The sequence below is a fragment of the Streptomyces sp. NPDC058576 genome, from assembly GCF_042718715.1.
Taxonomy (GTDB): domain Bacteria; phylum Actinomycetota; class Actinomycetes; order Streptomycetales; family Streptomycetaceae; genus Streptomyces.
The window spans coordinates 132,416-139,017 of sequence record NZ_JBHXPF010000012.1 but is presented as its reverse complement, the minus strand read 5'-3'; the positions used below and the strand labels follow the sequence as shown (position 1 = coordinate 139,017).

Genomic DNA, 6,602 nt, shown 5'->3' with positions numbered 1-6,602 from the left:
GCATTTTCTGTCCCCGTTCCCGTCACACCGTGGCGCCTAGACCCACGTGTCCAGCCACATCCGGTCCCGCCACAGGTCCTCCGGGATCGACGTCCCGGTGTACAGCGGCCAGAAGTAGATGAAGTTCCAGATGATCAGGAGCACCAGTACGCCCACCGCGATCGTCCCCAGCGTGCGGCGGCGTTCGCCGGTGGGGTCCCGGTGGGTGAGGCCCAGCTCGGCCCGGGCGCCCGTGCCCGCCGCCGGGCCGATGATCGCGCCCAGCATCATCGTCACGGCCAGACACAGGAACGGGACGAACACCACCGCGTAGAACAGGAAGATCGTGCGCTCCTGGTAGAAGAACCAGGGCAGCCAGCCCGCCACCACACCGCAGGCGATCGCGCCGGCCCGCCAGTCGCGGCGGAAGAACCAGCGCCACACCACGTACGCCAGGGCGAAGCAGGCCAGCCACCACAGCAGCGGGGTGCCGATGGCGAGGACCTCGCTGGCGCACTTGCCGGTCGCCGACTCCTTGCAGCCGGTCTGCTCCTCGTAGAAGTACGAGACGGGGCGGCCCAGGACCAGCCAGCTCCAGGGGTTCGACTCGTACGTGTGGCCCGAGGTCAGGCCGACGTGGAAGTCGTACACCTGGTTCTCGTAGTGCCACAGGCTGCGCAGCCAGTCCGGGAACAGCCAGCTCCAGGAGGAGTCCTTGCCCTCGGTGGCCGCCCAGTTGCGGTAGTAGCCCTTGTCCGTGACGATCCAGCCGGTCCAGGACACGATGTACGTGACGATCGCTACCGGGACCGTGGAGACGAAGGCGGGGATCAGGTCGCGGCGCGGTACCGCCCGGTACGGGTGCACCGCGCCCGCCGTGCGCCGGGCCCCGACGTCCCACAGGACCGTCATCAGGCCGAACGCGGCCAGGACGTAGAGGCCGTTCCACTTCGTGGCGAAGGCCAGGCCCAGCATCACGCCCGCCGCCAGCCGCCACGGCCGCCACCCCAGGCGCAAGGTTTCCGCGACCCGGGCGTCCGGGCGCAGCACCCCCTCCTCGTCCACCGGCAGTGCGTCGGAGAGCCTGCGCCGGGCGTGGTCCCGGTCCACCACCAGGCAGCCGAACGCGGCCAGCACGAAGAACATGACGATCAGGTCGAGCAGCGCGGTCCGGCTCATCACGAAGTGCAGGCCGTCCACCGCGAGCAGCAGGCCCGCCAGACAGCCCAGGAACGTGGAGCGGAACAGCCGCCGGCCGATACGGCAGAGCAGGAGGACGGAGATCGTCCCGAGCACCGCCACCATGAAGCGCCAGCCGAACGGCGTGAAGCCGAACATCTGCTCGCCCAGGCCGATGATCCACTTGCCGACCGGCGGGTGCACCACATAGCCCGGGTCGGTCGGGATCGGCACGGAGGAGGGGTCGTTCAGGATCTGCTTGTCGACGTCCTTGGGCCAGGACCCCTCGTACCCCTGGTTGATCAGCGCCCACGCGTCCTTCGCGTAGTACGTCTCGTCGAATATCACCGCGTGCGGCTGGTCCAGCTTCCAGAACCGCAGCAGGCCCGCGACGAGTGTCACCAGCAGCGGGCCGCCCCAGGCCGACCACCGCACCAGGCTGTCCGCCACGTGCGGGGGGATCGCGAGCACCGACCACACCTGCCGTCCCGGCCGCGTGTACGGCGGGTCCAGCCGGTCGCGGAGGGAGATCTCCCGGCGGGGGACGTGGCCGAAGCGGCGAAGCCGCCGTTGCCAGGAGGTCGGCTGTTCGCCGAGCGGGTCCCCGGCGTCTTGGCCCCGCTGGGTCTCGGGTGCGGTACTCGTCACCGCGCCATCGTAGGGAACGCATCTGTGCGAAGGGCGCTGCCCGTGCTGCGAGGATGGCTGATGTGACTGGAACGACTGGAACGCTCGTGCTCGCAGGGACCCCCATCGGTGACGTGGCGGACGCCCCGCCGCGCCTCGCCGCCGAACTGGAGCGGGCCGACGTCGTCGCCGCCGAGGACACCCGGCGGCTGCGCCGGCTCACCCAGGCGCTCGGCATCCACACCTCGGGGCGTGTCGTCTCCTACTTCGAGGGGAACGAGTCCGCCCGTACGCCGGAGCTGGTCGAAGCCCTGGTCGGGGGCGCCCGGGTTCTGCTGGTGACGGACGCGGGAATGCCGTCCGTCTCCGACCCCGGCTACCGGCTCGTCGCCGCCGCCGTGGAGAAGGACATCCGCGTCACCGCCGTCCCCGGCCCGAGCGCGGTGCTCACCGCCCTCGCCCTGTCCGGGCTGCCCGTGGACCGGTTCTGCTTCGAGGGGTTTCTGCCCCGCAAGGCCGGTGAACGGCTCTCCAAGCTCCGCGAGAACGCCGACGAGCGGCGCACCATGGTCTTCTTCGAGGCCCCGCACCGGCTGGACGACACCCTTGCCGCGATGGCCGAGGTCTTCGGCGCCGAGCGCCGCGCCGCCGTGTGCCGGGAGCTGACCAAGACGTACGAGGAGGTCAAGCGCGGTCCGCTCGGTGAGCTGGCCGTGTGGGCCGCCGACGGAGTGCGCGGCGAGATCACCGTTGTGGTCGAAGGCGCCACCGACTCCGGCGACGAGGGTCTTGACGCCGAGGAGCTGGTGCGGCGGGTGCGGGTGCGGGAGGAGGCGGGGGAGCGGCGCAAGGAAGCCATCGCCGCCGTCGCCGCCGCGGCCGGGCTGCCGAAGCGGGAGGTGTTCGACGCGGTGGTCGCCGCCAAGAACGCGGAGAAGGGCGCGGAGAAGAACGCGGAGAAGAACGCGGGGGACGGCGCGGGGAAGCCCCAGTAGCCGCCCCGCCCGGGCCGCCGGACCTACGGGGTTTCCGTCAGCAGGCCGTACGCCGTCGCCACGAACGTGTCCGCCCGGTGCACCCGCCGCGTCGCCGTCGCCACCACCGCGAGACCCGTGTCCGGGCGGAACCCCAGGAACGCCTGCTGGCCGAGGGTCGCTCCGGCGTGGAAGAGGACCGGACCGTACGGGGACGGGTGGTGGAACCACGTGAGCGTGTGCGTGTGCGCGTGCCGCCAGCCGCGTCGCAGCACCGGACTCCGGACCTCCGTCAGCGCCGTGGCCAGCGCGGGGTCCGTCGGCTCCGGCCCGGCCACGTGCGCCTCCAGGAACGTCAGCAGGTCCAGCGGGGTCGCCCGGACCGCGCCCGCCGCGGTGAAGCCCCCGGTGTCCAGCGCGGGCACCGGCGTCCCGTCGCGGCGGTGGCCCACGGCTTCGGTCCCCTCCGGGCCCGGACGCACCCGGGTCGCCGCCAGGCCCAGCGGGGCCAGCACCTGCTGGTGCAGCAGCACCTCCCACGGGGTCCCGGTGGCAGCCGCGAGGGTGTGGCCGAGGACCGAGACGGCGAAGTTCGAGTAGTGCCAGCGGGTCCCGGGCCGGTGGCGCGGCCGGGCCCGCAGGAACGCCCGGACCACCCGGTCGGCCGGGTAGCCGCCGTACGGGTCGGTCGACCAGCGGGGCACCGCCTGCGGGTAGAAGTCCGCGGGCAGGCCCGGCAGCCCCGAGGTGTGGGTGAGCAGATGGCGCAGGGTGATCCGGCGCACCGCCGGGTGCACCGGGAAGCCCGGGGCCAGCAGGTCCGCCGCCCGGTCCGCGTACCGCACCCGGCCCTGCGCCACCAGCCGGGCCAGCAGGAGCCCCGCGTACGGCTTCGACGCCGAGCCCAGCTCGTAGGCCATCAGCTCGCGGGGGACCGGGCCCGGCTCCGCGCTCCCGCCGGTGTGGACCGTGCGGACGCCGCTCCGGCTGACCGCGAGCACCAGGTCGGGCGCGTCGATCGCCCGCGCGGCCTCGGCGAGCAGGCGTGCGGTGGCCGGGGAGCCGGGGGTGTCCACGCGGACCGCCGCCACGTCCGTCATGCCGGGGCCGGTGCGGTGCTGAGGTCCGACAGGGCGCGGGACATCGCCAGCGCCGAGGCGAACGCGGCGACCAGCGTCGGGTGGTAGACGAGGTCGAACACCGACTCCTCGTCCCCCTCCGGCATCCCGCCGACCACCGGCATCGCCCCGTCCGGCTGCTGGGCCTGCGCGAAGCCCTGCCAGGCCGCCGGGTCCAGCGTCGGTTCCGGCAGGCAGGCGTCGACCACCAGCAGCTCGCCCAGCAGGTCCCAGCGCTTCAGGTCCAGCCAGTCGTCCAGCCAGACCGGCAGCCACAGCGCGAGGTAGTCCGTGATGTCGGCGGGGAGACCGGCCGGCTTCTCGCCCCAGTCGGTGAGGTGGAAGACCGTGTGCGTGATGTCGTAGCCGATGTGGCCCTCGACGGTCCACGGCTCGGGCCGCCGCGCCAGCCAGGTGTGGGCCAGCGCCGCCGTCTCCGGAACGCTCGGCTCCACCCCGAAGCGCCGCTCGATCGCGCTCAGACCGAGCCGCCGCACCGGCAGCACCTCCAGCGCCGTCCAACTGGCGAGCCGGTGGTTGAGCCGGATCGCCGACTCCAGGTCCGGCTGCCGGTAGCCCAGCTCCCGGAACGGTACGTAGACCTCCAGCGGCACCGGCGAGAGCGGTTCGCGGCGCTGGCCCTCCAGCAGCCGCGTCCCGGAACCCAGCAGCTCGTGCCAGGCGTGGTCCAGCAGCTTGTGGGCGAGGGAGGACTGCTGCGAGCCAGCCACGCCCTCGCGGAAGATGACCTTCCCGATCAGCGCCAGCTCGCCCAGCGGCTTGAACCGGTCCAGCATCCCCGCCTCCGGGGCCGGGTCCGCCTCCAGCCGGAAGCCCTCGCGGTGTTCGTACAGCCAGCCCAGGGCCTTCGCCCCGACGTCGTGGATCTGCTGGATACCGCTGCTGCTGGTCATGCGGTGCGCCTTTCCCGGCCGGGCACGGCCCCGCCGGTCTCGCCCCGCCCGCCGTTCCCGCGCAGCGACCTCAGGGACAGGGCCGCGGCGAAGGCCGTGACGAGCGTGGAGTGGTAGCAGTCGATGAAGGGGTACGGGTCCGGCGCCGTCGTGTCCTGCGCCGGCGGGCCGGTCTCCGGGACGCAGCCGGTCGGATGCTGGGCGTCGGCAAGCACCGGCCAGACCTCGTCCAGCAGTTCCGCGGGCGCCGGGCCCGGCAGCGTCGCCGCCACCGCGAGCAGCTCGCCGGTCAGGTCCCACTGGCCGCTCTCCAGACAGCCGTCGGCCCACGCGGGCAGCCAGGTCCGCAGATAGCCGTCGGTCTTCTCCGGCACCCGGTCGGGCATCCGGCCCCAGTCCGTGAGGTGGAAGACGGTGTGGGTCAGCGCGTAGCCGGAGGGGCCCTCGAACATCCACGGCTCCGACAGACCGCCCAGCCAGGTCCGGGCGAGTACTCCGCCGGCGTCCGTGTGGGTCACCACCCCCACCCGCCGCTCGGAGTTGACCAGGCCCAACTGGCGGTTGGCGTGCTGCTCGGTGTGGGCCCAGGCGCGGGTGGCGGTGAGCGGGCGGGCCAACGCCTCGAAGCCCTCGTGGCGCAGCCCGTACCCGGCGAAGGCGGCGTAGATCTCGTACGGGTACGCGGCGAACGGCTCGGCGCGCAGCAGCTCCAGGAGGAGTGCGCCCTCCCGCACCTGCTCCCAGGCGTACGCGACGAGGTCCCCGGCCAGCTCGTGTTCCGGGGTGCCGGGGGCGGTGGTGCGGCGGATGGTGGAGCCGAGCTGGGCCAGCTCGCCCAGCGGCTTGAGCGTGCCGTTGACCTGGGTGTGGGGCTCCAGGACGTCGTCGGGGAGCGTGAAGTGCATCCGGTGGGCGTCGGTCCAGGCGAGGGCGGCGCGCAGGACGGCGGGAAGGACCGTGAGCGCGGCTCCGGGGGAGGGGTGCTCCCGGGGGGCCCGGGTCCGGCGGGGCCCGGGGCCCGCTTCCGGGCGGCCCCCGCGCCCCGGCCCCGGACGGCCCTGCGGGTCCTGTGTCGCGGTCGTCGTCACCGGGCGCTCACCGGGCTCTCGCCTCGGCCATCAGGCGGGCGGCCCGCACGTGCAGGGTGACCCGGGGGTCGTCGCCGCCCATCAGCTCGACGAAGTCCAGGCCGCGTTCGAGGCCCAGCGTCGCCGGTTCGCCGCCGATCGCCGCGAGCCAGCGGCCCGCGCCCGCCGCCTGGAGCCAGTCGAGCCGCCGCACCGCGCGGACGAAGCCGCGCGACAGGTCGACCGCCCGGTTCGCCGCGGCCCGCTGCACGGCCGAGGGGGCGGCCGGGACGGCGAGCGGGGCGAGGACCGAGAGCTGATGCGTGAACGCCTGCCAGGGGGCCTCCTCCAGCCACGCGGCGTCGGGCTCCGCGTAGGTCCCGGGGGCAGCCGTTCCCGGCGAGGGCTGCGCCATCCGCTGGAGCGTGGAGATCATGTGCCAGTGGCTCCAGGCCGTGGCGGCCGGAGCGTCGGGCTTGGGCGGGAACTCCCGCACCGCCCGGTCGAGTACGGCGACGTCGCCCGGGTGCGGATGACGTCCGTACAGAACACTCGGCAGCAGCAGGTCCGCCCCTATGACCCGTGCCGCCGCGATTCCGGTCCGATTCTCCTCGTCGATTCCCGCCGCGCCGCACACCGTGGCGAGGTGGTCCCCGCTCCGAAGAGCGAGGACCACCTCTGTTGCCAGGTCATGCACGGCACCCGCTAGCGGGGACGACGCATGTGTCTGGTCCATGTTCCGAC

Annotated in this window: 6 protein-coding genes; 1 reads left to right on the top strand and 5 read right to left on the bottom strand. The window is 73.7% G+C overall.

What is annotated here, in order from left to right; translation table 11 throughout:
* Positions 1-36: 36 nt before the first annotated feature.
* The gene (locus ACFWRV_RS12505; protein ID WP_384332402.1) at positions 37-1,806 is read right to left on the bottom strand and encodes a dolichyl-phosphate-mannose--protein mannosyltransferase; all 1,770 of its coding nucleotides are present in this window, start codon (positions 1,804-1,806) and stop codon (positions 37-39) included.
* 53 nt (positions 1,807-1,859) lie between these two features.
* On the opposite strand from ACFWRV_RS12505, the gene rsmI reads away from it, so the two are divergent.
* Positions 1,860-2,780: a 16S rRNA (cytidine(1402)-2'-O)-methyltransferase gene (rsmI, locus tag ACFWRV_RS12500; RefSeq protein WP_384332399.1), complete on the top strand. Its 921-nt coding sequence runs from the start codon at positions 1,860-1,862 to the stop codon at positions 2,778-2,780.
* A gap of 23 nt (positions 2,781-2,803) precedes the next feature.
* Here rsmI and ACFWRV_RS12495 read toward each other — a convergent pair whose 3' ends face one another.
* Genes ACFWRV_RS12495 through ACFWRV_RS12480 form a run of 4 tightly spaced genes read right to left on the bottom strand, consistent with a single transcriptional unit; the run spans position 2,804 to position 6,594 of the window.
* On the bottom strand, positions 2,804-3,859 hold the full coding sequence (locus ACFWRV_RS12495; RefSeq protein WP_384332396.1) for a serine hydrolase domain-containing protein: 1,056 nt from the start codon (positions 3,857-3,859) through the stop codon (positions 2,804-2,806).
* A complete protein-coding gene (locus ACFWRV_RS12490; protein WP_384332393.1) occupies positions 3,856-4,791 on the bottom strand; it encodes a DUF6895 family protein in 936 nt (311 codons plus the stop codon). Before ACFWRV_RS12490 ends, ACFWRV_RS12495 begins: the two co-directional genes overlap by 4 nt.
* Positions 4,788-5,879 (bottom strand): DUF6895 family protein, encoded by a 1,092-nt coding sequence (locus tag ACFWRV_RS12485; protein ID WP_384332390.1) that lies wholly within the window; start codon positions 5,877-5,879, stop codon positions 4,788-4,790. Before ACFWRV_RS12485 ends, ACFWRV_RS12490 begins: the two co-directional genes overlap by 4 nt.
* Positions 5,880-5,886: 7 nt before the next feature.
* A complete protein-coding gene (locus tag ACFWRV_RS12480; protein WP_384332387.1) occupies positions 5,887-6,594 on the bottom strand; it encodes a hypothetical protein in 708 nt (235 codons plus the stop codon).
* Positions 6,595-6,602 lie beyond the last annotated feature (8 nt).

Excerpts from the sequence above, each read along its gene's own strand:
- rsmI (WP_384332399.1), top strand. The coding sequence starts at position 1,860 with ATGGCTGATGTGACTGGAACGACTGGAACGCTCGTGCTCGCAGGGACC.
- ACFWRV_RS12495 (WP_384332396.1), bottom strand. The coding sequence starts at position 3,859 with ATGACGGACGTGGCGGCGGTCCGCGTGGACACCCCCGGCTCCCCGGCC.
- ACFWRV_RS12490 (WP_384332393.1), bottom strand. The coding sequence starts at position 4,791 with ATGACCAGCAGCAGCGGTATCCAGCAGATCCACGACGTCGGGGCGAAG.
- ACFWRV_RS12480 (WP_384332387.1), bottom strand. The coding sequence starts at position 6,594 with ATGGACCAGACACATGCGTCGTCCCCGCTAGCGGGTGCCGTGCATGAC.